Source organism: Variovorax sp. LARHSF232 (assembly GCF_052871435.1).
In genome coordinates this window covers 718,410-743,423 of the sequence record NZ_JBIXJS010000001.1, presented here as the reverse complement: position 1 = coordinate 743,423, position 25,014 = coordinate 718,410, and the positions used below count along the sequence as shown (strand labels likewise).

Genomic DNA, 25,014 nt, shown 5'->3' with positions numbered 1-25,014 from the left:
CCTGTGGGATCTTGGTGGGTTCAATAGGCTTCCTGCGGGACCGAGCGTGGGCCCGCTTCGGTTTGCTTGTCTTCTTCGACCAGGCGCTCCGTCCCGCGCCGCCCGAACATCCAGAAGAGCACCGGCGTCAGCAGGGTATCGAGCAGGGTGGAGCTGACCAGGCCGCCGAAGATCACGACCGCGACGGGATGCAGGATTTCCTTGCCCGGCGCGTCGGCGGCCAGCAGCAGGGGCGTTAGCGCGAACGCGGCCACCAGCGCCGTCATGAGCACGGGCGTCAGGCGCTCCAGCGATCCGCGAACGATCATCGCCTGGCTGAAGGTCTCGCCTTCGAACTTGCACAGGTTGATGTAGTGGCTGATCTTGAGGATGCCGTTGCGCGCCGCGATGCCCGCCAACGTGATGAAGCCGACCATGGACGCCACCGACAGGCTCACGCCGGCCAGCCACATCGCCACCACGCTGCCGATGAGCGCGAGCGGGATGTTGACCATGACGATGCCGGTCAACACCGCGGACTTGTAGCGTGCGTAGAGCACCAGGAAGATCATCGTGAGCGAGACCAGCGACAGCCCGATGATCAGGGCCATCGCCTGCTCCTGGGCCTGGAACTGCCCTTCGAGGCTCACGAAGGTGCCGGGCGGCAGCGAGGTCCTGGCAATCACGCCTCGGATGTCCTGGATGATCTTGCCCATGTCGGAGCCGTCCGTGTTGGCATAGACGACGATGCGCCTGCGTCCGTTCTCGCGGCCGATCTGGTTGGGGCCGTCGGTTTCCTCGACGCTCGCGATCGCGGAGACGGGCAAGCGGCCGGCCGGCGTGTCGATCAGCGTGGCAGCGAGGTCCTGCGGGCTGCGGCGCCCGTCCGGCAGACGCAAGACCAGGTCGTAGCGGCGCTGGCCGTCGACGATCTGGGCGCCATGGGCGCCGTCGGTCAGGGCTTGCAGGATCCGGATCGCTTCGCCCGGCGACAGGCCCGTTTGCGCCAGCTTGCGCTGATCGAGCTTCACCGTGATCTGCGGGATCAGAACCTGTTTTTCGACGGTGAGGTCGACCAGGCCCGGGATGCCCGACAGGCTTTGGCGCATCTGCTCGCCCAGCCCGCGCAGGGTGTCGGTGTCGTCGCCGAAGATTTTCAGCGCAATTTGTGCCCGAACCCCGGACAGAAGATGATCCAGCCGGTGCGAAATCGGCTGGCCGATGGCGACCTGCGCCGGCAGCACCGAAAGCCTGGCGCGGATGTCCGCCATCACGGCCTCGCGGTCGCGCGCCGAGCGCTTCAGGTCGACATCGATCTCGGCGGAGTGCACGCCCTCGGCATGCTCGTCAAGCTCGGCCCGGCCGGTGCGCCGCCCGACCTGGACCACCTCGGGCACTTGGGCGATCAAGGTCTCCGCGAGTGCGCCCATGCGGTTCGCCTCGGCCAGGGCGGTGCCGGGATTGAAGACCATGCCCAGCACCAGCGATCCTTCGTTGAAGGCCGGCAGGAAGGCCCGAGGGAAGAAGGGCACGCTCGCCGCCGCGGCGGCCACCGCGAGCGCCGCGATCGCGATCAGCAGCCTGGCGCGGGTAAAGGACCAGGCGAGGATCTTCTCGTCCCAGCGCTTGAGCCGCGCGACCAGCGGGCTGTCGCCATGCTTCAGGCGCTTCATCTTCGGAAGCAGGTAGTGGCAGAGGACCGGGGTCACGGTCATGGACACCAGCATGGAGGCCAGGATCGAGACGATGTAGGCGATGCCCAGCGGCGAGAACAGGCGCCCCTCGATGCCCGGCAGCGCAAACAGCGGCACGAAGACCAGCACCACGATCACGGTCGCATAGACGATGCCCGATCGCACCTCGACGCTGGCCCGGCGCACCACCTCCAGCGTGGGCAGAGGATTGTTCGAGACCCGGTTCTGCTTGAGACGGCGCACGATGTTCTCCACGTCGACCACCGCATCGTCGACGAGTTCGCCGATGGCGATCGCGAGGCCGCCCAGCGTCATCACGTTGATCGACTGCCCGAGCAGCTTGAACACCAGCGCCGTGACCGCCAGCGACAGCGGAATCGCCACCAGCGAAATGAGCGTGGTGCGCGCCGATAGCAGGAAGGCGAACAGCACGATGGCCACCATGATGGCGCCGTCACGCAGCGCCTCGCTCACGTTGCGGATCGATGCCTCGATGAAGTCGGCTTGGCGAAACAGCACCTTGGGTGCGGCCAGGCCCGGCGGCAAGCCCTGCTTGAGCTCGCCGAGGGCCACTTCGATCGCGTGGGTGAGCTGCACGGTGTCCGCAGCGGGCTGCTTTTGCACGCTCACGATGACCGCCGGCGCCCCGTTGTAGCCGGCATCGCCGCGCTTCATGCCGGCGGCAAACCTCACGTTGGCCACTTGGTCCAGCAACACAGCGCGTCCGTCCTTCCAGGCCACGGCGATGCCCTGCAGGTCCTCGACCCGGTTCGTGCGCCCGAGATGGCGGATCAGGAACTCCCGGCTGTTGAGATCGATGAAGCCGCCACCGGCATTGCCCGCGAAGCCGCGCAAGGCCTGCTCGACCTGGCTGAGCGACACGCCGAACTGCGCCATGCGGGCCGTGTCGGGCTCCACGCGCAATTGCCGGACATCGCCACCGATCGGGATGACCTGAGAGACGCCGGGGATCGACAACAGGCGCGGGCGCAGCACGAAATCGGCATACTCGCGCGCCCGCATCGGGTCGGCTGCCGCCCGGCCTTCCGCCAGAGGCAGTGCGATCAGCATGACCTCTCCCATGATCGAAGAGACCGGGCCCATGATGGGCGTGATGCCACCAGGCAACTGCTCGCGCACCAGCGCCAGGCGCTCGGCGACGAGCTGGCGGTTGCGGTACACATCGGTGCCCCAGTCGAACTCGGCATAGAGGATGGACAGGCCCACGCCAGAGGTCGTGCGCACCCGGGTCACCCCCGGCATGCCGTTGAGCGCGGTCTCCAGCGGAAAGGTGACGAGCTGTTCCACCTCCTCGGGCGCCATGCCACCGGCTTCGGTAAGGACGGTGACCAGCGGCTTGTTGAGGTCGGGGAACACGTCCACCGGCGTGCGCCAGGCAGTGACGGCGCCGTAGACCAGCAGCAGCGCGGCCACCGCCAGCACGAAGAGGCGGTTGTGCAGGCTGTGTTGAACGATCCAGTTGAACATTTGCGCGCTCCGGTCAGCGGATCTGCGCGATCAGCGGTGCGCCTTGCACCACCACGCGGTTGTCGGCGCCGAGGCCCTGGGTGACGATCACGGTGCCGGCGTCCAGCGCCCGGTACTGCACCGGCTGCGGGATATAGCGCTCGGCACCGGACTTGATCCAGACGATCGGCTCGTTGGCGCTGTTGCGCACGACCGCCTGCGCGGGCAGGACGAAGCCCTTGATGCGCTCGTTGAGCGACGCAAGGACCGTGACAGGCTGGCCCACCGCCAAGGGCATCGCGGCGCCAGGCTTGTCGGGCTGTGCCTGGAAGGTGATCGGCAGCACGCCTTCGCGCAGCGAGCGAGCGGCGCCCAGCAGCTTTAGCTTGACGCCGGGGATGCCCTGCAGGGAGGCGTCGCCCACGCGTGCAGGCAGGGCTGCGTCCGCGGTCGTCGCCTCGACCAGGACGCGCGACGGATCGATCACTTCGAACAGAACGTCGCGCGCCTCAACGATCTGGCCGGCCACGGCGTCGGCGCGCGCGATCACGCCGGAGACGGGGGCGGAGAGCGCTTCGCGCACGCCCAGGCTCGCACCAATGCTCTTCTCGCGCGCGGAAAGGCTCTGCAGTTCGGCGCGCGCAGCGTCGATTTCCTTGCGGGGCACCGTGCCTTCGAGCGATTGCAGCCGCTGCACACGCTGTGCGGCCAGTTCGCGGCTGCTGCGCAACTCCGCCAGCTGGGCCTGCTGGTTGGCGAGCGCATAGGGCTCGGCGTGGTGCTGCACAAAAGCCAGCACTTCGCCTTTGCGTACCGCCTGGCCGGCCACAGGCAAGCCACGCGGGCCGGCCTCCACGCGTCCGCCGTGCACGGCTTGGATCCGGCCGCCGGCGTTCGGGTCGATCACGATCCGACCCGGCATTTGCACCGTGGCGGCGGCGTCGGTCTCCGTGGCCAGAACGGTCCTCACGCCGAGCCGGCGCTGGGCCAGCATTGGTACTTGCACGCTGCCATCGGGCAGGCGGGCGAGTCCCGACGTTGTGCTGCCGCCTCCGGCCGCGTCAAGATGCTCGCCATTGGGTCCGTGAGCGCCGGGGGATGCGAAAGCCGATCCCAGCGTGGTGCAACCGAGCACAAGAGCAAGCGCAACCAATGCGGACGAACGCCGTGCCGCCCGGCGCGAAATATGGGGGATTGGCGAATTCATTGCGCTGCTCCGGTCGCCGCCCGGTGGCGGCGGTTGAGGAAATAGATGGCGGCACCCAGCGCCAAGAGCGCCAGCAAAGCCCACGCTGCTCGGGGAAGCCCATGGCTGTGCTCATCATCATGGGCGTGGCCATGCGCTTGCGTCGCGGTGGCGCCCGCGCTCCTGAGGGTTCCGTCGAGGAGGTCCGACTCGGCTCCTGCCACGATGGTGACCACGATCGCATGGTCTCCCGGCGCCGCCAGTGCCTTCAGGAAGGCCGCATCATCGACGGCATAGTCGCCCAGATCGGCATGGAACTTGGCGGCGGCCTTGGTGCCACCGGACTCGACTTCGACCTTCGCTTCCAGAACCGGCTCGTTGGTCTCGAAGCGATTGATGAGCATCGAGAACTCGTCGGCGTGCAGGAGACCGACCAGCTCGAAGGCCTCCGATTTCGCCTCCAGGCGGGGCGCGCTGCTGCCGCCCACGGCGGCCTGCGCCGGCACGTCGAGATGCTCGCCGTTGGGGCCGTGCGCACCCGGCGCGGCCATGGCCGCTGCGCCCAGAAGCAGCATGAAGGGAAGGATGGCCGCCAGCACCAGATGGCTCGGCGTGCGGCGGTTGACGAAAGAGGGAGCTGTCATGGGAAAAGTCCGAGTGCTTGTTGAAGTTGGGCATGCGCCAGGCCGAGCGCGGCTTCCTGCCGCGCAAGCGCCGCTTCCGCCTGGGCCGCGGCATTCGCGGCGCGCAAGAGCTCCGGCAGAGAGCTTTCCCCTGCCTTGAAGGAGGCGTCGATGAGGTCGGCGCGCTCGCGCAGCAGCCGTGCCCGGGCGCGCGTGCTGTCGAGCTGCCGCGTGGCGCTTTGCAAACCGTCGCGCGCGACGGCAAGGTCGGCGGCCTGGCGTTCGCGTAGGCGCAGCTCCATGGTCTCGGCGACATCGAGCTCACCCAAGGCAGCGGCCTGCAGCGGAGCGTTGCGGGCGTCCGTGCCCAAGGGAATCTTCAGGCCGATGCCGATGCCGCGTTGGCTGGCCTCGCCCGGGCGGGGCGTCTCTTCGCGATAGCGCAGCGAGAGTTCCGGTGGATCTCGCCGCGATGCATTGACCGCATCGACCCGTTTGCGCGCCCGTTCCACGGCCTGCGTCGCTGCGAGCATCTCCGGGTGATGGTCGACGGTTGGGGCGGCGTCCGCATCGGCCGAGATCGAAGGCCGGGTCAGCGCCGGCATCGCATCGAGCCCGGTCAGCGTTCGCCATTGCGCCCGCGCTGCATTCACACGTTGATCGGCCTCGCTGCGAGCGGCCTCCGCTTCCAGCAGCTCCCCACGCGCTGCCAGATCATCTGCGCGCGCCAGATCGCCAGCATTCACCCGGCGCTGCACGTCGTCTGCAATTCCCCTCAGGTAGCGTGCCTGTGCTGCAACCGACGCTGCCTCGGCCAGCGCAGCCGCAAGTCTCCAGGCGGATTCGCGCACCTGCCCGACGATGCGCAAGCGCGCGGCGTCCGTCGCGGACTCGGCGAGCCTGAGTTCGGCGTCGGCCGCAGCCGCGCGCGCGTCACGCTGGCCCGGCATCCAGATCGGCCAGATGAAGCCCACCTCTGTTTCACGAAGGCCCGTGCTGGAGTGAAGGCGATCGTTGAAATGGCTCAACTCGACCTCTGGCGGTGCCGCCCAGAGGCCCGAGGCCGCCGTCTGTTCGGCACGGGCGCGGCGTGCCTGCGAATCGGCTTCGCGGGACAGGACTGCACGTTGCCAAGCGGCATCGCTGGCTTGGGCGAGTGTGACACTGGCCGGCACCGCGTTGGTCGGCGCCGAGGGCGCCGGCTGGCGTGCGAGCGCCGGCGCCGTCGCTGAAATAAAGAATCCTGCAAGGAGGCAGGAAACAGACCATGGAACGCAAGAGAAAGGGATCACGGGACCTCTGCTGACTTGCGACCATCAGCGCGGGAATACCGGACACGCATAAGCGCGCAGGGATGTCCGAACGATGATGGACCGCGTGAAAACCGCTCAGCGCGCGCAGGATGCGGCGCTGAGCAAGAGCGTTTCAGGTCGTCAGTCGAGGAGGTCGTCGAAGGCCGTCGAGATACGGCCACGGAGGTGCGGGCTCGCTGCCCAAGAAAGGTCGCTCTATGGCAGCCGGGATGAACAACGAAATGGTCGCAGGCAAGACCGCGGCGCCACCCAGGCAGCCGTCAGCGACGATGTGCTGAACGGACTCCTCCGAGACATCATGCGAAACCGAGCCATCGTCGTGGTGATGGTGCGGCTGCTCTTGCCAGTGGATCACTGCATGCGCGGCCTCTTCCAGGTCGCCCAGAGCTTGCGCGTGGCCTCCGACGGCCAGGGCCTGCCAGAAAGCAGAAATCAGCAGCAACAGAACGGGGAGCCGGCGGAGCATCGGGCGAGTCTAGCCGAGGTGGTCCACCGCTCGCGGAGGCACCTACCCCATTGCGGCGCGCCCCGGTCCGGGGGCGCCGCTCAAGTCAACTCAGGGCAAGGTGAAGTTGGTGGCGAAGGTCGCGCCCCCCGCCAGCGTCGGCGAGGACGCGGTCTTCACCGCGCCGGCCGCGCTGGCTTCCACCACGTACTTGCCAGCCGCCGCCGTGTTCGGCGCAAAGACCAGCGACGCCGGCGCAGCCACATAGGGCGCCACCAGCGGCGCATTCACCGGCACCGCGTAGGCGTAGGCGCCAGTGTCGCTGTCTACCGGGCGGTCGGCCACGACGATGGTCGGGCCACCGGAAAGCGGCTGCAGGGCACGCACCTGCGCTTCGATCGGCGAACTGCCAGTGCTCACGGCACCCGACAAGCTGGCCGTCGACGAGGTGGGCACGGCGAGCGCCGCAGTCGACGCATTGAGCGTGGTCACGGTTTCATCGGCAACGGGCACGCTGGTCACGACTGCAGTGGTGCGGCCGGGCGCCGTCAACACCAGGTGGTACGTTCCCGCAGGCACCGGCTGCAGCAGGAACTTGCCGGCGCTGTCCGGCACCGTCGCCTTGACGATGACCCCGTTCTGCTGCAGCGAAACGCTGGTCTGCGGACCGACCACGCCGACGTCCACATAGCCGAGCACGCCAGAGACCAGGCGCGGCACCACGCTCAGCACCGGCTTGAGCAGGTACTGGCCTGAGTTGCCGGCCTTCACCACTGACTTGCAGGCGTCGAAGTCGATCACGAAGTCGGCGAGTTGGTTGGCCGCCACGTCGATGTTGGCATGCACCTTCAGGCCCGATTGCTGGCCGCTGGGCGTCTTCAATGGCAATTCAGTCCCGTCGCCGCCGGTGAGGACGACCGAATTGGCCAGGGGCGTGCTGCCGCCGTTGTCCACCAGCACCAGGCGCAGTTGCGTGTACTTGCCGACCGGCAAGGTCGTTTCGCCGAGTGGGAACAGCTTGCCGTTGGTAAGCGTCAGCAGGTCGATGCGCGCGGGCGGATCCACCGGCAGTTCCGACCAGCCGGCTTCGCTTTCCGAAGCGGCGGCGCTCTGGTGCACGCGCACCGATTTCACCGTGACGTTCACCTCGTCATAGCCGCAGGCTGGCGCGTCGGTCATGGCCAGGCGCAGCGTGCCTTTCTCGGCAACGGGAGTCGAGCCCCCGTCGCCGCCTCCACCCCCTCCGCAGGCCAGGAGGGATCCCAGCACTACCGCGGATAGGGCAGTACGCAAGCAGGTGAAAGTTTTCATTTTTTGATCTCCGGAATGGAACGTGGGAATATTTCACATTCTGCGCATGCGCGGTCATTTCCAGCAAGCCGCGCGCCTGTAGATTGCGGCCTGTTTGCAACGACGCCCAGGGCCCCGATCCGATGCGACGCTATGCTCGAACCCAACGATAGAAAGGTCACTTCATGAAGAAGCTAATCGCTGCGCTTTTCGCAACTGCCATGCTCGGAGGCTGCGTTGTCTACCCCGAGGGGCCTGGGCACCCCGGTGGCGGATATGGAAAGCAATGTCCGCCCGGACAGGCAAAAAAGGGAAACTGCTAGCCCCTCGCGATCGGGTCCTGGCTTGAAGACCTTGCAAGGTGTATCCAAGTTGAGAAGTGCCCAGGGCGGGGCTTATGCTGTGGCTTAAAATCCGTCGCTTCCTGATAAGGGGACGTACCGGTTCGACCTCCCGGTTCCGGGCACCACAACACGACAAAGGGAGCAAGACATGTCCCGCTATAACGCTCCATTCGAAATCCATGTGCACGGCGACGTGCCCCTGCGCAGCGACGTCGGCTTCGCACAGATCCAGGAAGCCCTGAAGCCCCTGTGGATCTACGCGGGCGCCAAGTCGCTGGCCGATGGCGCTGCCAGCAGCTACGAGGAAGAGCCCGGCATCCGCTTCGACCAGAAAGAGCACGTGCTGCAGATCTGCTGGACGGTGGCCGGTGACGAAGACTTCCGCCATGCGCTCGACGAGATGTGCATGGGCGTGAACGAACTGGCAGAGCAGGGCGCCGCCATCGAAGTCACCTTCTACGACACCGACTACGACGAGGAAGAGGGCGACCCGAACGAGGAGTCGCGCGACGACTTCCTCATGCTCTTCGTCGGCCCCAATCCCGCCGCCATCATGCAGGTTCAACGCGACCTCTTGGTGGAAGACGTGGTGAACCTGATGGAGCGCCACTTCGAAGGCGCCGAGCTGGGCGGCGTGGTGGCCGAGATCGACAAGCTGTTCTCCGACCGCTTCGACGCGCTCGTGAACTCGCTGGAGATCGGCAAGCGCCCGCGCGGCGGCACCGGGGGCCCCGGCAGCGGCGGCCACGGCGGCGGGCGCCGCCCCAGGCATCTTCATTAGGGCCTCCCGGCTTTTCACTCCGCTTCGCTACGTGTAATTCGCCACCTCCCAAGGAGGGGACCTCACCTGCGGCCCGGCAAAGCCGGTTCCGCGGTGCGGGACTGGCACAGCGATCCGGAATGACATGTCGCTCCGCTATGCTCGCGGCGAATTCCGTTCTTCGTGGAGACGCCGTTGGCCCTGTTCCCCCTGTCCGCCCTGCGACCCGGCGTGCGCAAGCGCGAGGTGTTTGGCTGGGCCATGTACGACTTCGCCAACTCGGGCTACACCACGGTGGTGATCACGGCGGTGTTTGCCGCCTACTTCGTCGGCGGGCTGGCCCAGGGCGCGGCCTGGGGGCCGCTGGCGTGGACCGTGGCGCTCAGCATCTCCTACGCGGTCGTCATGTTCACCATGCCGGCGATCGGCGCCTGGGCCGACCTGCATGCGGCGAAGAAGCGCCTGCTGATGGCAGCGACCGCCGGCTGCGTGCTCGGCACCGTGGCGCTGGCCTTCACGCCGGGCCTGGCCGGCACGGCGGGCGGCATTGCGCTGGCGATGGGGGTCATCGTCATCTCCAACACCTTCTATTCCTATGGCGAGTCGCTCACCGGGGCCTTCCTGCCTGAACTGGCCGATGCCGAGGGCATGGGCAAGGTCAGCGGCTGGGGTTGGGCTTTCGGTTATCTGGGTGGCATGCTGACGCTGGGCATCTGCCTGGCCTATGTGCTGTGGGCCCAGGCGCAGGGGCTGCCGGCGGCGCATTTCGTGCCGGTCACCCTGCTGATCACCGCGGCCATCTACGGCGCGGCTGCCTGCGTCACCTTTGCCCTGCTGCCCGAACGCGCGCAGCCCCAGGCGGCGCGCGGCAAGGACAGCGCCTGGCGCCAGTTGCGCAAGACCTTCGGCGAGGCGCGAGCGCATCGTGACTTCATGTGGCTCCTGGCCTGCACCGTCTGCTACCAGGGCGGTGTGGCGGTGGCCATCACCCTGGCGGCGATCTATGCCGAGCAGGTGATCGGCTTCAAGCCCAGCGAAACCATGATGCTGATCTTCGTGCTCAACGTTGCCGCCGCGCTGGGCGCCTTCGGCTTCGGCTACGTGCAGGACCGCGCGGGGCACCGCCGTTCGCTGGCCGTGACCCTGGTGGCCTGGATCGTGGTGTGCCTGGTGGCGGCTTCGGCCACCAGCAAGGGCGAATTCTGGGTGGCGGCCACCATCGCCGGCTTGGCCATGGGCTCCAGCCAGTCGGCCGGCCGTGCCATGGCGGGTGTGCTGGCGCCACCTCGGCAGCTGGCCGAGTTCTTCGGCCTGTGGAGTTTTGCGACGCGTCTGGCCGGTATCGTCGGTCCGCTCGGCTACGGCCTCATCACCTGGGCCACCGGTGGCAACCAGCGCATCGCCATCCTGGCGACGGCAGGCCTGTTCATGGCGGGCATCGCGCTGTTGAAGCCGATCGACATGCAGCGCGGCCGCAGCGCGGCGCTGGCCGCTTAAGGCCCGGTCAGTTGCGCAGCGGCAGGTATGCCGCGCCGTCGTAGCGCAGGGTCAGTTCGCGGTAGCGGGCCGGATGGCTGCTTTCCACGCATTCCCCGCCCTGCAGTTCGTTGAAGGATTTCCAGTCGCTGCGGCGCACCACCAGGTCAGCCAGGCCCTTGGCGGCCGACGACCTGGCCACCGACACCTGGCTCTGCTGCTTCTCGAATTGCCCGCTGCAGCTCATGTCCCATTGGCCGCGCTCGCGCCGGACTTCCAGTTCGTCCAGCAGCAGACGCAGCTTGCTGTTGTTGCCTTGCAAGGCATAAAGCGACAGCGTTTCGCTCGACGCCGGCGCCTGCAGCGAGGTGCTGCGCCGGCTGATGCGAAGGCCGAAGCTGCGCAGCTCCGGCGCCAGCCGGTAACGGGCGCCATCGAGCGCAATGTCCGACACTGTCCATTCGTCCTTGCCGCCGGTGCGGATCGACTGCTGCAGTTGTGCCAGCACCGTGGCGCGCTCGCTGTTGCCGTTGTCGGGCTGCTGCACCACCAGCACCTCGAGATCGAGTGAATCCGCTGCATCGCCCTGCATCGGCAGCACGACCACGCTGCGCCCCAGGTGGCCGCGCCAGGCTTCGCACACGGCCAGTTCATGCAGTAGCCCGCGCTGGGGATGGCGCTTGGCGTGCAGGCGTTCGGCCAAGCCGGTCTGGCAGGCGGCCTGGGCCGTCAATTGAAAGGCGGCCAAGCCAAGGAGCAGCGCCAGGCGCCACATCACATCACGCGGTCGGCAAAGGCAGCGGCCGCAGCCAGCGCGCCGCCGCGCCTTGCAGTGCGGCGGGCTCGCCGCTGGTGAGCAGCCGCAGCGAACCGGGGCCGCCGGCCGCGAGCCGCCCCTGGGCCGCCAGCAAGCGGCGGGTCTGCTGGGCCACCGGCTCGCCGGTCTCGATCAGCTTCACGCCTGGACCGGCCAGGTGCTGCAGCTCGGAAACGATGAAAGGGTAGTGGGTGCAGCCCAGCACCATGGTGTCGATCTCGCCGGGCAGATCGCCGAAGCGGCCCAGGCCCTGCACGTACTGGTGCGACAGCGACCGGATCGCCTGCGCGTCCAGGCGCTCGATGGCGCCGGCCAGGCCGTCGCAGGGCATCAGGCTGAAGCGCACGCGGCCGCCTTGCAGCGAATCGTGCAGGGCCTTGAACTTGAGGCTGACAAGCGTCCCACGCGTGGCCAGCACGCCCACGTGGCCGGTGCGGGTGGCGGCCGCTGCCGGCTTGAGGGCCGGCTCCACCCCCACCACGATCAGCCCGGGGTGCGCCGAGCGCAACAGCGCGATGGCCGCCGCGGTGGCTGTGTTGCAGGCCACCACCAGCGCCTTGATGCCGTGTTCGTCGACCAGCCGCCTGGCCACGGCCAGCGTGCGCTCGATGACGAAGGCATCGCCGCGCTCGCCATAGGGCGCGTTCGCGGCGTCGGAGAAGTAGACGAAAGCCTCGTCGGGCAACTCGGTGCGCAGGGCGGCCAGAACGCTCAGGCCGCCCACGCCGCTGTCGAAAACGCCGATGGACGCCGGAACGCTCAAGCCGGTTCCAGCGTGATGGTCTTGAACTCGCCGCTGGCGATGCGCTTTTGCCACTCGGCCGGGCCGGTGATGTGCGCGCTGGTGCCGCCGGCGTCGACCGCCACGGTGACGGGCATGTCGACCACGTCGAACTCGTAGATGGCTTCCATGCCCAGGTCCTGGAAGCCGACCACCTTGGCCTTCTTGATGGCCTTGCTCACCAGGTAGGCGGCGCCGCCCACCGCCATCAGGTAGGCGCTCTTGTGCTTCTTGATGGCCTCGATGGCAACCGGGCCGCGCTCGGCCTTGCCGATCATGGCGATGAGGCCGGTCTGGGCCAGCATCATCTCGGTGAAGCCGTCCATGCGGGTGGCGGTGGTCGGGCCGGCCGGGCCCACGGCTTCGTCACCGATCGGGTCGACCGGGCCGACGTAGTAGATGACGCGGTTGGTGAAGTCCACCGGCAGCGGTTCGCCCTTGGCCAGCATGTCGGCGATGCGCTTGTGGGCGGCATCGCGGCCGGTCAGCATCTTGCCGTTCAGCAGCAGGGTCTGGCCCGGCTTCCAGCTGGCCACCACTTCGGGCGTGAGCGTGTTCAGGTCGACGCGGGTGCTCTTTTGCGTGTCGGGCGCCCAGTCCACCTTGGGCCACAGGTCCAGCGAAGGCGCTTCCAGGTACACCGGGCCGGCGCCATCCAGCACGAAGTGCGCGTGGCGGGTGGCGGCGCAGTTGGGGATCATCGCCACCGGCTTGCTGGCCGCGTGCGTCGGGTACATCTTGATCTTGATGTCGAGCACGGTGGCCAGGCCGCCCAGACCCTGCGCGCCGATGCCCAGCGCGTTGACCTTCTCGTAGAGCTCCAGGCGCAGCTCTTCGACTTGCGTGAGCTTTTCCTTACCGTCCTTGGCACGTTGGGCCTTGGCCTGCAGCTCGTGCATGTCCAGGTCGTCCATCAGGCTTTCCTTGGCCATCAGCGCGGCCTTCTCGGCGGTGCCGCCGATGCCGATGCCCAGCATGCCGGGCGGACACCAGCCGGCGCCCATGGTGGGCACGGTCTTGAGCACCCAGTCGACCACGCTGTCACCCGGGTTGAGCATGACGAGCTTGCTCTTGTTCTCGCTGCCGCCGCCCTTGGCGGCCACTGTCACTTCGACGGTGTTGCCCGGCACGATCTCGGTGAAGATCACCGCCGGCGTGTTGTCCTTGGTGTTCTTGCGGGCGAATTGCGGATCGGCCACGACCGAGGCGCGCAGCGTGTTGTCGGGATGGTTGTAGGCGCGGCGCACGCCTTCGTTCACCGCGTCGTCCAGGCTGCCGGTGAAGCCGCCCCAGCGCACGTCCATGCCCACCTTCAGGAACACGTTGACGATGCCGGTGTCCTGGCAGATCGGCCGGTGGCCGATCGCGCTCATCTTGCTGTTGGTGAGGATCTGCGCCATCGCGTCCTTGGCCGCGGGGCTCTGCTCGCGCTCGTAGGCCTTGGCCAGGTGCGCGATGTAGTCGGCCGGATGGTAGTAGCTGATGTACTGCAGTGCGGCGCTGATCGATTCGATCAGGTCGGCCTGCTGGATCGTGGTCGTCATGTGGGGGCTGTCCAGAGTGGGGAGGGAATCCCCTGATTATCTCAGCCAGGCCATGCCCCCCGGGGCCCGTCTGGAACCGCCGCCCCTGGGCAGGGGCGGCGCGGCGCATCAGGACTCGGCGGCGGCGCGTGCCGTCGCGATCCAGCCGTCGAACTGCTTCTGGTGTGCGCGGATCCAGCCGTCCACCTGTCGTTCGATGTCCTGCTCCGAGTTCTGGCCCTGGCTCATGCGCAGGTTCTGCGCGCCGATGTCGCCGATTGGCAGCTTCATGATCTCGAACAGCTTGGCCGCCGCGGGGTTCTCGTTTGCGAAAGCCTTGTTGGCCACGATCTGCTGCTTGTCGGGCGGGAAGCCGTAGTTCCTGCCGTTGGGCTGCATGGTGTCCATGTCCTTGGCCTCGGTGGCCGAGAAGGGCACTTGCAGCCACACCACGTCCTTGCCCGGGCGCAGCACGGCGCTGACCCAATAGGGCGTCCAGGTGTAATAGAAGATCGATTTGCCGGCCTTGTAGCGTGAGATGGTGTCGGCCATCAACGCGGCGTAGCTGCCCTGCTTGTGGGTGATCTTGCCGCGCAGCTTGTACGCCGTGAGCTGGTGCTCGATGGACAGCTCGCAGCCCCAGCCGGGATTGCAGCCGGTCAGGTCGGCCGTGCCGTCGCCGTCGGCGTCGAAGAGCGCGGCGATCTTCGGCTCCTTCATCTGCTCGATGTTGGTGATGTGGTACTGCTCGGCCGTCTTGCGGTCGATCATGTAGCCCTGCACCGCCCCGTCGGAATACGAGCCCTTGCGATAGAGCTTCGCGTCGCCGCCGCTGTTGGCATAGAAGCTGCCTTGCAGAATGGGCCAGTGGTTCGCCATGAAGGTGGCGTCGCCGTTGGCCACCGCGAGGTGCGCGGTGGCGGGTTCGAGGTCCTTCATCGGCTCGACGGTGTAGCCCAGCTTTTCCAGGGCGCGGCCCACCAGCAGGGTCTGGAAGCTCTCCTCGGCCAGCGAGCTCTTCACCGGCGTGACGGCAATGCCCTTGCCAGGCAGGGTGTCGGCCGCGTGGGCTTGGGTGGCCAGGCTACCCAGCGCGACCACGGCGCCGGCCAGCAGGCTGCGCGGCGCGAGACGAATCTTCTTGCTGTTCATGCGTTGAACTCCTTCGATGCTCATGTCGGGGATTAGTGCGCTTGGGCACCGAGGGCGGCGGCCGCTGGCGTTTGTGCCGGACGCGGCGTGCCGACCAGGCGCAGGGCAGCGCCCAGCGGGCCGGTTTGCCACCAGTGACGCGCTTCGTTGCGGTGCGAACGGCCCAGGGCCTGCGTTAGCCGGTCCAGCGTGATGGCCAGCAGCACGATGCCCACGCCGCCAACGGTGGCCAGGCCCATGTCGAGGCGGCCGATGCCGCGCAGCACCATCTGCCCCAGGCCACCGACGGCGATCATCGAGGCGATCACCACCATCGACAGCGACAGCATCAGCGACTGGTTGATGCCGGCCATGATGGACGGCATGGACAGCGGCAGCTGCACCTTGAACAGCATCTGCGCCGGCGAGGCGCCGTAGGCGCGCGCCGCTTCGATCAGGTCCGGCCGCACCTGGCGCAGGCCCAGGTTGGTCAGGCGCACCAGCGGCGGCAGCGCGAACACGATGGTGACGATCACGCCCGGCACGTTGCCGATGCCGAACAGCATCACCACCGGCACCAGGTAGACGAAGGCCGGCGTGGTCTGCATGGCGTCGAGCACGGGCCGTGTGAGGCGCTGCGCCCGGTCGCTGCTGGCCAGCAGCACGCCCAAGGGCAGGCCGATGACGATGCAGAACGCCAACGAGGTCAGCACCAGCGATAGGGTCACCATGGCTTCGGGCCAGATGCCCAGCATGGCCACCAGCAGCAGCGACACGACGGTGCCGATGGCCAGCGCGCGGCCGGCAAACTGCCAGGCCAGCAGGCCGATCAGGCCGATCATCGCCAACGGGGGCAGGCCGTTCAGCAGGCTCTCGACCGAGTCGAGGGTGGCGTCGATGGGCATTCGCGCCGACTGGAAGAGGGGGCGGAAGTGCTCGACCACCCAGCCCAGTCCCTGGTTGATCCAGGCTTCGATGGGAAGCGAGCCGTCCCAGAGCTGCCGGATGTGGAAGCCGCTCGCGCTGGGGTCGGCTGCCGCTGCCTGGTGCGCGGCGTCGAGCGTGGAGGCTGGTGCGTCCAGCCATGCGGTGCTGCTGCCGGAAGCAGACTCGTTGTAGAGCGCGGCCCAGGGGTCGACGTAGGAACCTGCCGTGGCGTCGTCGAGCGGTGCGAGCGTGGTGGTGTCGTTCATGATCTGTCCAATCTCCCTTGGGGCTTTCAGTGCGCGGCAGCGGCGGCGACGGGGGCGGCGGTCGTGGATGGCGCCTCGATCGGCGGCGTGTCGCGGTCCAGGAACTTCAGCAAGGTGGTCTTGCTGATCGCGCCGCGAAAGCGGCCGTCGCTCTGCACCACCGGCAGCGCGCAGGGCGCCTGGCCCACCTGGCCGATCAGGCCGGCCACGGGTGCGTCGGCGTCGATCGACGGCACATCGGCCAGGAAGGCATGCTGCAGGCCCAGCAATCCCGAGTGCCCGTCGAGCGCGGCGCGCAGCGAATCGGCCGACACCGTCCCGAGGTAGCGCTGCGCCGGGCTCACCACGTAGGCGAAATCACGATCCTGGTCCTCGAGTTGCTTGAGCGCGGCCCGCGCGCCGCGATCGGCGTGCTCGGACACCACGGTGAGCGATTTGCGCGCGATGTCCGCCGCCTTGAAGACCGCCGCGGTGTCCACGCCGCGCACGAAGGCGCGCACGTAGTCGTTGGCCGGGCTGCGCAGGATCTCGTCGGGCGTGCCGACCTGGATCACCTGGCCGTCCTTCATGATGGCGATGCGGTCGCCGATGCGCATGGCCTCGTCCAGGTCATGCGAGATGAAGACGACGGTGCGGCGGCGCTCCTGCTGCAGGCGCAGCAGTTCCGATTGCATCTCGGTGCGGATGATCGGGTCGAGCGCCGAGAAGGCCTCGTCCATCAGCAGGATCGAAGGGTCCGACGCCAGGGCGCGAGCCAGGCCCACGCGCTGCTGCATGCCGCCGGAAAGCTCGTCCGGGTACTTCATGCCCCAGCCCGCCAGGCCGACCTGCGCGAGTGCCGCATCGGCCTGCGCCAGCCGCTCGGCCTTGCCGGTGCCCGACAGCTCCAGGCCAAAGGCCGTGTTGTCGCGCACCGTCATGTGCGGCATCAGCGCGAAAGACTGGAACACCATGCTGATGTCCTTGCGGCGCAGCGCGCGCAACTCGCCGTCCGAGAGCTGGTTGATGTCGGCGCCGTCGATCACGACGCGGCCGGCCGTGGGCTCGATCAGGCGGTTGAGCAGGCGCACCAGCGTCGACTTGCCGGAACCGGACAGGCCCATGATGACGAAGATCTCGCCGGCCTGGATCTCGAAGCTGGCGTCGAACACGCCGATCGATTGGCCGGTGCGCGCCAGGATCTCCTCTTTGGAGTGGCCCTTGCGAACCAGTTCCATGGCATGTGCCGGCGCATCGCCGAACACCTTGAAGACGTGGTCAATGAGGATTCCCTTGGCCATCTGTTGGCTCCCTTTCCGAGTGGGTGGACAGTGGTCACGCCATACGGCAGTTCGACGCGGGCGCGTTGCCTGCAAGAAGAAGCCTGGCGTGGCATGGGCCGGAGCGAGTCCGGCTGTTGTTGTCGGGCTAGGCCCGACGAATGAGCTCTGCACCGCGACGGGATTCGAGGATCCGCGAGTAGTGCAAAGAGCAAGGCTTCAACATATCGTTGTTGATGGCCATTGGTGATTAATTATAACTTTTTGGCATGATGAACGTCAAGCCCGTGCACCCTTCAAGTGCTCCGCTTCGCTGTTCAAATGGCTGTTCGCCTCAACTCGCGGAGCTTTCTCACATGACCACCACTGCCAAGCCGCGCATCGAGCGCGACACCTTCGGGCCCATCGAGGTTCCGGCCGAGCGCCTGTGGGGCGCGCAGACGCAGCGCTCCCTGCAGAACTTCGACATCTCTGGCGAGCGCCAGCCGCGCGAGATCATCAAGGCGTTGGCGCAGGTCAAGCGGGCCTCGGCGGTGGTGAACCATGCGCTGGGCCTGCAGGACGAAAAGAAGACGCAGGCCATCGTCGCGGCTGCCGACGAAGTCATCGCGGGCGGGCACGCAGACGAGTTTCCGCTGGTGGTCTGGCAGACGGGCTCGGGCACGCAGACCAACATGAACGTCAACGAGGTGCTGGCCAACCGCGCCAGCGAGCTCTTGGGCGGCGAGCGCGGCGAGGGGCGGCTGGTGCATCCCAACGACGACGTGAACCGCAGCCAGTCGAGCAACGACGTGTTTCCCACCGCTATGCACGTGGCGGCGGTGGACGCCGTCACGCACAAGCTGCTGCCGGCCATTGCCAAGCTGCGCGCCACCTTGGCGCAGAAGGCCAGGGACTTCGACGGCATCGTGAAGATCGGCCGCACGCATTTGCAGGACGCCACGCCGCTCACGCTGGGCCAGGAGTTCTCTGGCTATGCGGCGCAGCTCGCGCATGGCGAGGCGCACGTGCGGGCAGCCTTGCCGCATCTGCGCGAACTGGCGCTGGGCGGCACCGCGGTGGGCACCGGCCTGAACGCGCCCAAGGGTTACGCGGTGGCGGTGGCGGCGGAGATCTCGCGCGTGACGGGCCTGGAGTTCGTCACTGCGCCCAACAAGTTCGAGGCCATGGCCAGCGTCGACGCGCTGGTGCATGCGCATGGCGCGCTCAAGACCCTGGCGGCCAGCATGACCAAGATCGCCAACGACGTGCGCTGGCTCGCCAGCGGCCCACGCAGCGGCATTGGCGAATTGAGCATTCCGGAGAACGAGCCGGGCTCGTCGATCATGCCGGGCAAAGTCAACCCGACGCAGAGCGAGGCGGTGACCATGCTGGCGGCGCAGGTCTTCGGCAACGACGTGGCGATCAACATCGGCGGTGCCTCGGGCAACTTCGAGCTCAATGTGTTCCGCCCGATGGTGGCGCACAACTTCCTGCAGAGCGTGCGCCTGCTGGCCGACGGCATGGTGAGCTTCAACGACCACTGCGCGGTGGGCATCGAGCCCAACCGCGAGCGCATCGCCGAACTGGTGTCGCGCTCGCTGATGCTGGTGACGGCGCTCAACACCCACATCGGCTACGACAAGGCGGCCTTCATTGCCAAGAAGGCGCACAAGGAAGGCACCAGCCTGCGCGAGGCGGCCATCGCCTCGGGGCACCTGACGGGCGAGCAGTTCGATGCGTGGGTGGTGCCTTCAAAGATGACCGGGCGCTGAAGCCCGGCGGTCAGTGCTTGTTGTTGCTTGCCGCCGACATCATGATCTTGTCGGTATAGGCGATGGCGATGGCCGAGAGCAGGAAGGTGATATGGATCGCGGTCTGGGCGATCAGCACCTTGTCGGTGTAGTTCTCGGCATTGATGAAGGTCTTGAGCAGGTGGATCGAGCTGATGCCGATGATCGACATGGCCAGCTTCACCTTCAGGACCGACGCATTCACGTGGCTGAGCCATTCGGGCTGGTCCGGGTGGTCGCGCAGGTCCATGCGGCTGACGAAGGTCTCGTAGCCGCCGACGATCACCATGATCAAGAGGTTGGAGATCATCACCACGTCGATCAGCGCCAGCACCACCAGCATGATCACCGTCTCGTTCAGGGTGGTGATGGGGGCCTGGGTCTTGTAGCCGATGCTGGTGACCAGGGCCTCCAAGGCGGTCGAGCTGCCGAAGGCGGCTTCGACCAGGTGCAGCAGTTCCACCAGGAAGTGCATCACATAGACGCCCTGCGCGATGATCAGGCCCAGGTACAGCGGCAACTGCAGCCAGCGGCTGGCAAAGATCATCTTGGGCAGCGGGCGCATCGGCGACCCGCCGGCGACGGTGGTCTTGTTGGCGTTGGATGACATGGTTTTGGGGTTTTCCGGAAGAGGTCGCGCTTGCACCGGGCGGCGCAAAGCCGCAAATTCTATTCGGGCGAGATGACGCAACGACGCCAGCAGCTACCATGCATCGTCAGTGGCCCGTAAGACCGGGCCGCCATATTCCTGCCGCAATCCCGACAAGAACTGGAGGCAAGCGCAATGAGTACCGCATCGACGACGAAACCCGCAAGCAGCAACATCGAATCCGTGCTGGTCGAAAACCGGGTGTTCCCGCCCGACGAAAGGGCCAGCAAGGGTGCCCGCATTTCCAGCATGGCCGCCTACGAGGCGCTGTGCAAGGAGGCCGAGACTGATCTGGCGGGCTTCTGGGCCAGCCGCGCCCGCGCCAACCTGGCGTGGACCAAGCCCTTCACCCGCGTGCTGGACGAATCGAACGCCCCTTTCTACAAGTGGTTCGAAGACGGCGAACTGAACGCCTCGGCCAACTGCCTGGACAGGCACATGGGCACGCCGGTCGAAAACAAGACCGCCATCATCTTCGAGGCCGACGACGGCGCCGTCACCCGGATCAGCTACAAGGATCTGCTCACCCGCGTCTCGCAGTTTGCCAACGCGCTCAAGCAGCAGGGCATCGGCAAGGGCGACCGCGTGATCGTCTACATGCCCATGACCATCGAGGGCGTGATCGCCATGCAGGCGTGCGCGCGCATCGGCGCCACCCACAGCGTGGTGTTCGGCGGCTTCTCGGCCAAGGCGCTGCAGGAGCGCATCATCGACGCGGGCGCGGTGGCGGTGATCACGGCCAACTACCAGCTGCGCGGCGGCAAGGAGCTGCCGCTCAAGTCCATCGTCGACGACGGCATCGCCCTGGGCGGCTGCGAGTGCGTGAAGACCGTGCTGGTCTACGAGCGCACCCTCCGCGACTGGCAGCGGGTGGAAGGGCGCGACAAGACCTTCACCGAGGTGCTGGAAGGCCAGAACACGCACTGCGAGCCGACGCCGGTGGGCGCCGAGCATCCGCTGTTCATCCTCTACACCTCCGGCTCCACCGGCAAGCCCAAGGGCGTGCAGCACGCCACCGGCGGCTACCTGCTGTGGGCGAAGATGACGATGGACTGGACCTTCGACATCCGGCCCGAAGACGTGTTCTGGTGCACCGCCGACATCGGCTGGATCACCGGCCACACCTACGTGGCCTACGGCCCGCTGGCGGCCGGCGCCACCCAGGTGGTGTTCGAGGGCGTGCCCACCTTCCCGCATGCCGGTCGCTTCTGGCAGACCATCGAAAAGCACAAGGTCTCCGTTTTCTATACCGCACCGACCGCGATCCGCTCGCTCATCAAGGCGGCCGACGGCGACGAGAAGGTCCATCCGAAGAATTGGAACCTGGACAGCCTGCGCATCATCGGCACGGTGGGCGAGCCCATCAATCCCGAAGCCTGGATGTGGTACCACCGGAACGTGGGCCATGAGCGCTGCCCGATCGTCGACACCTTCTGGCAGACCGAAACCGGCGGCCACGTGATCACGCCGCTGCCCGGCGCGACGCCGCTGGTGCCGGGCTCCTGCACCCTGCCGCTGCCCGGCATCATGGCCGCGGTGGTGGACGAGACCGGAAAGGACATCCCCAACGGGGGCGGCGGCATGCTCGTCATCAAGCGGCCCTGGCCCGCGATGATCCGAACCATCTGGGGCGATCCGGAGCGCTACAAGAAGAGCTACTTCCCCGAAGAAATGGGCGGCACGATCTACCTGTGCGGCGACGGCGCGGTGCGCAGCCCCGACCGCGGCTACTTCCGCATCACCGGCCGCATCGACGACGTGCTCAACGTCTCGGGCCACCGCCTGGGCACCATGGAGATCGAATCGGCCCTGGTGGCCAAGACCGACCTGGTGGCCGAGGCGGCGGTGGTGGGCCGGCCCGACGACGTCACCGGCGAAGCGGTGTGCGCCTTCGTCGTGCTCAAGCGCCCGCGCCCCACCGGCGAAGAGGCCAAGCAGATCGCCGCCGAGCTGCGCAACTGGGTGGCCAAGGAGATCGGCCCGATCGCCAAGCCCAAGGACATCCGCTTCGGCGACAACCTGCCCAAGACGCGCAGCGGCAAGATCATGCGGCGCCTGTTGCGCAGCATCGCCAAGGGCGAGGCGATCACGCAGGACACCTCCACTCTCGAGAACCCGGCCATCCTGGAACAGTTGGCAGAGGCCAACTGATCCAGGTGCGGCGTCAGCCGCGGCGGCGCGTGAGCGCGGTGCACGCCCGTGTCCGACACGGGGCTACATCGAAGTACGTTACAAACGGGCCTTCAGAAAACAAATCAGGAGGTCCCGAATGCGTTTGCGTACTGGAATTTTGCTTGTCGTCGTGTTGTTGATCGCGGCGCTTGCCACCTTGAACTGGGGCTTGCTGTCACAGCCCACGCCCATGTCGCTGGGCCTGACGCAGGTGACGGCGCCACTGGGCCTGGTGATGCTCGGCCTGACGGCGGTGCTGGGCGTGGTGTGCCTGGCCTACGTGTTCTATCTGCAGAGCACGGTGATGCTGGAAACGCGCCGCCACAACAAGGAGCTGCAGGTGCAGCGCGACCTGGCCGACAAGGCGGAGGCCTCGCGCTTCACCGAGCTGCGCAACTACCTCGATGCGCAGGAACAGAGCCGGGCCGCGCGCAATGCCGATCTGCAGGCAGAGCTGGTCAAGCGCATCGAGCAACTGGAGCTGGGCATCAAGTCACGCGCCGACCAGTCGGACAACACCACGGCTGCGCACATCGGCCAGCTGGAAGACCGCATCGAGCGCCGTACGGCGCCCTCCGATATAAATCCACAGATCTGAGGCCTCCCGGCTTTTCACTTCGCTTCGCTGCGTGTAATTCGCCACCTCCCGAGGAGGGGACCTCACCTGCGGCCCGGCGAAGCCGGTTCCGCGGTGTGGGGCTGGAAGGGTCGCGGTGGCGGCTGCGTTGTTACTTGGTTTGAAGCACCCAGGCGGCCAGCTTCTTCGCGTCGGCCTCGCTGACTTGCGTGTTGGCCGGCATCGGCACCGGGCCCCAGACGCCGGCGCCGCCCTTCACGATCTTGCCGGCGAGCAGGTCTACTGCGCCCTTGCTGTCCTTGTACTTGGCGGCCACGTCCTTGAAGGAGGGGCCGATCACCTTCTTGTCGACCGCATGGCAGGCCATGCAGTTCTTTGACTGGGCAAGTGCCAGGTCGGCCAGGGCAGGCGTCGACAACAGGCTGGCGAAAAGAGACAAAAACAACAGTGCTGATTTCATGGGGCTCTTTGTGGTCGGGGCTGCGCTAAAGTCGGCGCGAAGCCGTGCGCGCCATTGTAGGCAGCGGTGGCAAGACAACCCCGAAGGGAAAAGCAATGTGGTTCCTGGCCCTGGGCCTCTTGAGCGTGGCGCTGAAATTTTTCGAGATTGGGCCGATCGCGCAGTGGTCCTGGCTCATCGTGCTGAGTCCTTTCGGCATGGCGATGGCCTGGTGGGCCTGGGCCGACTGGTCCGGCTACACCAAGCGCAAGGCGGTCGAGCGCGAAGACCTGCGCAAGCAGGAGCGCATCGATCGCCAGCGCAGTCAGCTGGGCATGCTCAACCGCTCGCGCAACAAGCGGCGCTGAAGGACGCGGCGCCGAAGGCGGCCGCGTTATCGCCTTAGTATTTATCGAGCACCGCGCCCGAGCTGGCGCTCGAGGCATTGAAGGCGAACTTGGCCTGCACGCCACGCGTGTAGCGCGGCGCCGGCGGCGTCCAGCCTTCGCGGCGCTTGGCCAGCTCGGCCTCGGGCACGTTCAGCTCCAACTTCAGTTGGTGTGCGTCGATGGTGATCGAGTCGCCTTCATTCACGAAGGCGATGTTGCCGCCCGCAGCCGCTTCCGGCGCCACGTGGCCCACCACCATGCCCCAGGTGCCGCCGGAGAAGCGGCCGTCGGTGACAAGGCCCACGCTCTCGCCCAGGCCGGCGCCGATCAGCGCACCGGTGGGGGCCAGCATCTCGGGCATGCCGGGGCCGCCCTTGGGGCCCAGGTAGCGCAGCACCATCACGTCGCCGGCCTTGATCTTGCCGGCGAGGATGGCCGCCAGAGCCGACTGCTCGTCGTCGAACACGCGCGCCGGGCCGGTGATCACCGGATTCTTCAGGCCGGTGATCTTGGCCACCGCGCCCTCGGGCGACAGGTTGCCCTTCAGGATCGCCAAGTGGCCTTGTTCGTACATCGGGCTGTCGATGGAGCGGATCACGTCCTGATCGGCACGCGGGGTGTCGGGCACGTCCTTCAGCACGTCGGCAATGGTCTGGCCGGTGATGGTGACGCAGTCGCCGTGCAGCAGGCCGGCGTTCAGCAGCACCTTCATCACTTGCGGAATGCCGCCGGCCTTGTGCAGGTCGACCGCCAGGTACTTGCCGCTGGGCTTGAGGTCGCAGATCACCGGCGTCTTCTTGCGGATGCGCTCGAAGTCGTCGATGGACCATTCCACGCCGGCCGCATGCGCGATCGCCAGGAAGTGCAGCACCGCGTTGGTTGAGCCGCCGGTGGCCATGATCACTGCCACCGCGTTCTCGATCGCCTTCTTGGTGACGATGTCGCGCGGCTTGATGTCCTTCTTGATCGCTTCGATCAACACCTTGGCCGACTCCTTGGCCGAGTGGGCTTTTTCGTCGTGCGGATTCGCCATGGTCGAGGAGTAGGGCAGCGAGATGCCGAGCGCTTCGAAGGCGCTGGACATGGTGTTGGCGGTGTACATGCCGCCGCACGACCCCGTGCCGGGAATCGCGCGCTTCTCGATCTCGTTGAGATCCTCGTCGCTCATGTTGCCGGCGGCGTTCTGGCCCACGGCTTCGAACACGCTGACGATGTTGAGGTCCTGGCCCTTGTAGTGGCCGGGCAGGATGGTGCCGCCGTAGACGTAGATGGCAGGCACGTTGGCGCGCAGCATGCCCATCAGGCCGCCGGGCATGTTCTTGTCGCAGCCGCCGACCACCAGCACGCCGTCCATCCACTGGCCGCCCACGCAGGTTTCGATGCAGTCGGAGATGACTTCGCGGCTCACCAGCGAGTACTTCATGCCCTCGGTGCCCATGGCCATGCCGTCCGAAATGGTGGGCGTGCCGAACACCTGCGCATTGCCGCCCGCTTCCTCGATGCCGGCGATGGCCGCGTCGGCCAGCTTCTGCAGGCCGGAGTTGCAGGGCGTGATGGTGCTGTGGCCATTGGCCACGCCGACCATCGGCTTCTTGAAGTCGGCTTCCTCGTAGCCCATGGCATAGAACATGGAGCGGTTGGGTGCGCGCGACTTGCCTTCGGTGATGTTGGCGCTGCGGCGGTTGATCTGGATCGGCTTGGTGTCCATGGCGGTCTCTTGATTCGGTCTCGTGGG

The 25,014-nt window shown here is 67.1% G+C and carries 21 protein-coding genes; 6 read left to right on the top strand and 15 right to left on the bottom strand.

Translation table 11 applies throughout. From position 1 onward, the window contains the following. Positions 1 to 20: 20 nt before the first annotated feature. The 6 genes from ACIPRI_RS03590 to ACIPRI_RS03565 form a co-directional block, all read right to left on the bottom strand. A complete protein-coding gene (locus tag ACIPRI_RS03590; RefSeq protein WP_446588575.1) occupies positions 21 to 3,161 on the bottom strand; it encodes an efflux RND transporter permease subunit in 3,141 nt (1,046 codons plus the stop codon). Between the two features lie 13 nt (positions 3,162 to 3,174). Further along, positions 3,175 to 4,347 (bottom strand): efflux RND transporter periplasmic adaptor subunit, encoded by a 1,173-nt coding sequence (locus ACIPRI_RS03585; protein ID WP_446588573.1) that lies wholly within the window; start codon positions 4,345 to 4,347, stop codon positions 3,175 to 3,177. After that, complete coding sequence (locus tag ACIPRI_RS03580) at positions 4,344 to 4,970, bottom strand: hypothetical protein (protein WP_446588571.1); 627 nt, start codon at positions 4,968 to 4,970, stop codon at positions 4,344 to 4,346. The genes ACIPRI_RS03585 and ACIPRI_RS03580 overlap by 4 nt, the downstream gene beginning before the upstream one ends. Beyond that, a complete protein-coding gene (locus ACIPRI_RS03575; RefSeq protein ID WP_446588569.1) occupies positions 4,967 to 6,241 on the bottom strand; it encodes a TolC family protein in 1,275 nt (424 codons plus the stop codon). The genes ACIPRI_RS03580 and ACIPRI_RS03575 overlap by 4 nt, the downstream gene beginning before the upstream one ends. A 133-nt stretch (positions 6,242 to 6,374) precedes the next feature. Beyond that, on the bottom strand, positions 6,375 to 6,728 hold the full coding sequence (locus ACIPRI_RS03570; RefSeq protein WP_446588567.1) for a hypothetical protein: 354 nt from the start codon (positions 6,726 to 6,728) through the stop codon (positions 6,375 to 6,377). A 90-nt stretch (positions 6,729 to 6,818) separates the two neighbouring features. Continuing rightward, positions 6,819 to 8,018, bottom strand: a complete 1,200-nt coding sequence (locus ACIPRI_RS03565; protein ID WP_446588565.1) for a DUF4382 domain-containing protein — start codon at positions 8,016 to 8,018, stop codon at positions 6,819 to 6,821. Between the two features lie 471 nt (positions 8,019 to 8,489). Here ACIPRI_RS03565 and ACIPRI_RS03560 point away from each other — a divergent pair, with 471 nt between their 5' ends. Then, a complete protein-coding gene (locus ACIPRI_RS03560) occupies positions 8,490 to 9,122 on the top strand; it encodes a DUF6806 family protein (RefSeq protein ID WP_446588563.1) in 633 nt (210 codons plus the stop codon). A gap of 174 nt (positions 9,123 to 9,296) precedes the next feature. Continuing rightward, a complete protein-coding gene (locus ACIPRI_RS03555; RefSeq protein WP_446588560.1) occupies positions 9,297 to 10,598 on the top strand; it encodes an MFS transporter in 1,302 nt (433 codons plus the stop codon). 7 nt (positions 10,599 to 10,605) lie between these two features. Here the strand turns inward: ACIPRI_RS03555 and ACIPRI_RS03550 are convergent, their stop codons facing one another. From ACIPRI_RS03550 to proV, 6 genes are all read right to left on the bottom strand, one after another. Continuing rightward, the gene (locus ACIPRI_RS03550) at positions 10,606 to 11,325 is read right to left on the bottom strand and encodes a hypothetical protein (RefSeq protein WP_446588558.1); all 720 of its coding nucleotides are present in this window, start codon (positions 11,323 to 11,325) and stop codon (positions 10,606 to 10,608) included. 31 nt (positions 11,326 to 11,356) lie between these two features. After that, positions 11,357 to 12,157 (bottom strand): glutamate racemase, encoded by an 801-nt coding sequence (gene murI, locus ACIPRI_RS03545; RefSeq protein WP_446588556.1) that lies wholly within the window; start codon positions 12,155 to 12,157, stop codon positions 11,357 to 11,359. Then, positions 12,154 to 13,719: a fumarate hydratase gene (locus ACIPRI_RS03540; protein ID WP_446588554.1), complete on the bottom strand. Its 1,566-nt coding sequence runs from the start codon at positions 13,717 to 13,719 to the stop codon at positions 12,154 to 12,156. Before ACIPRI_RS03540 ends, murI begins: the two co-directional genes overlap by 4 nt. Positions 13,720 to 13,827: 108 nt before the next feature. Continuing rightward, positions 13,828 to 14,850 (bottom strand): glycine betaine/L-proline ABC transporter substrate-binding protein ProX, encoded by a 1,023-nt coding sequence (proX, locus tag ACIPRI_RS03535; protein WP_446588552.1) that lies wholly within the window; start codon positions 14,848 to 14,850, stop codon positions 13,828 to 13,830. A gap of 32 nt (positions 14,851 to 14,882) precedes the next feature. Further along, the gene (gene proW, locus ACIPRI_RS03530; protein ID WP_446588550.1) at positions 14,883 to 16,022 is read right to left on the bottom strand and encodes a glycine betaine/L-proline ABC transporter permease ProW; all 1,140 of its coding nucleotides are present in this window, start codon (positions 16,020 to 16,022) and stop codon (positions 14,883 to 14,885) included. 26 nt (positions 16,023 to 16,048) lie between these two features. Continuing rightward, positions 16,049 to 17,302, bottom strand: a complete 1,254-nt coding sequence (gene proV / locus ACIPRI_RS03525; RefSeq protein ID WP_446588548.1) for a glycine betaine/L-proline ABC transporter ATP-binding protein ProV — start codon at positions 17,300 to 17,302, stop codon at positions 16,049 to 16,051. 335 nt (positions 17,303 to 17,637) lie between these two features. On the opposite strand from proV, the gene fumC reads away from it, so the two are divergent. After that, positions 17,638 to 19,035, top strand: coding sequence for a class II fumarate hydratase (fumC, locus tag ACIPRI_RS03520; protein ID WP_446588546.1), 1,398 nt, complete (start codon positions 17,638 to 17,640; stop codon positions 19,033 to 19,035). A 10-nt stretch (positions 19,036 to 19,045) separates the two neighbouring features. Here the strand turns inward: fumC and ACIPRI_RS03515 are convergent, their stop codons facing one another. Continuing rightward, entirely contained in the window at positions 19,046 to 19,663 is a 618-nt protein-coding gene (locus ACIPRI_RS03515; protein ID WP_446588544.1) for a TIGR00645 family protein, read from the bottom strand. A gap of 174 nt (positions 19,664 to 19,837) precedes the next feature. On the opposite strand from ACIPRI_RS03515, the gene acs reads away from it, so the two are divergent. Both acs and ACIPRI_RS03505 read left to right on the top strand, forming a co-directional pair. After that, positions 19,838 to 21,853 carry an acetate--CoA ligase gene (acs, locus tag ACIPRI_RS03510; protein ID WP_446588542.1) on the top strand — a complete coding sequence of 672 codons (2,016 nt, stop codon included), beginning with the start codon at positions 19,838 to 19,840 and terminating at the stop codon, positions 21,851 to 21,853. Positions 21,854 to 21,971: 118 nt separating this feature from the next. Beyond that, the gene (locus ACIPRI_RS03505; RefSeq protein ID WP_446588540.1) at positions 21,972 to 22,472 is read left to right on the top strand and encodes a LapA family protein; all 501 of its coding nucleotides are present in this window, start codon (positions 21,972 to 21,974) and stop codon (positions 22,470 to 22,472) included. A gap of 130 nt (positions 22,473 to 22,602) precedes the next feature. On the opposite strand, the gene ACIPRI_RS03500 is transcribed toward ACIPRI_RS03505, so the two are convergent. Then, entirely contained in the window at positions 22,603 to 22,911 is a 309-nt protein-coding gene (locus ACIPRI_RS03500) for a c-type cytochrome (RefSeq protein ID WP_446588538.1), read from the bottom strand. A 95-nt stretch (positions 22,912 to 23,006) separates the two neighbouring features. On the opposite strand from ACIPRI_RS03500, the gene ACIPRI_RS03495 reads away from it, so the two are divergent. Beyond that, positions 23,007 to 23,258 carry a TIGR04438 family Trp-rich protein gene (locus ACIPRI_RS03495; RefSeq protein WP_446588536.1) on the top strand — a complete coding sequence of 84 codons (252 nt, stop codon included), beginning with the start codon at positions 23,007 to 23,009 and terminating at the stop codon, positions 23,256 to 23,258. A gap of 34 nt (positions 23,259 to 23,292) precedes the next feature. Here ACIPRI_RS03495 and ilvD read toward each other — a convergent pair whose 3' ends face one another. After that, complete coding sequence (gene ilvD, locus ACIPRI_RS03490) at positions 23,293 to 24,987, bottom strand: dihydroxy-acid dehydratase (RefSeq protein ID WP_446588534.1); 1,695 nt, start codon at positions 24,985 to 24,987, stop codon at positions 23,293 to 23,295. Positions 24,988 to 25,014 lie beyond the last annotated feature (27 nt).